Here is a 280-nt window from a genome sequence, read left to right on the forward strand (position 1 = left end):
GCAGGCGCAGGTTAAACTGCGCACGAAGAAGACCTAGAAGTGCAGCATTAAGCTCTTCTACGCTTATATCTTTTAGTTCGTTTGCTATCATCACATTACAGTCCGAGATACGAAAGATGTATTGAATGGCAGCATACGAGCAGCAAGGTTAAACGCATAACGACCAAGCTCTTCTGAAACACCATCCATATCGTAAAGTACTATACAAGGCTGAATTTCTGCAACCCAATATTGAACAGACCCAATAACTGTAACAATAAGAACTTCAAGAGGCTTTTCT

At 41.1% G+C, this 280-nt stretch carries 1 protein-coding gene and 1 pseudogene; both read right to left on the reverse strand.

The genetic code is table 11. The annotated features are described in order from the left end of the window. Positions 1-91 (reverse strand): annotated as a pseudogene (locus tag CWB78_RS19035) (50S ribosomal protein L29); the annotation flags it as partial. After that, on the reverse strand, positions 91-280 hold a 190-nt coding region (locus CWB78_RS18470), incomplete at its 5' end, for a ribosomal protein L16 (protein WP_249930486.1). The pseudogene CWB78_RS19035 and the gene CWB78_RS18470, both read right to left, overlap by 1 nt.

The sequence above is a fragment of the Pseudoalteromonas sp. S1612 genome, assembly GCF_005887175.1.
GTDB lineage: Bacteria > Pseudomonadota > Gammaproteobacteria > Enterobacterales > Alteromonadaceae > Pseudoalteromonas > Pseudoalteromonas undina.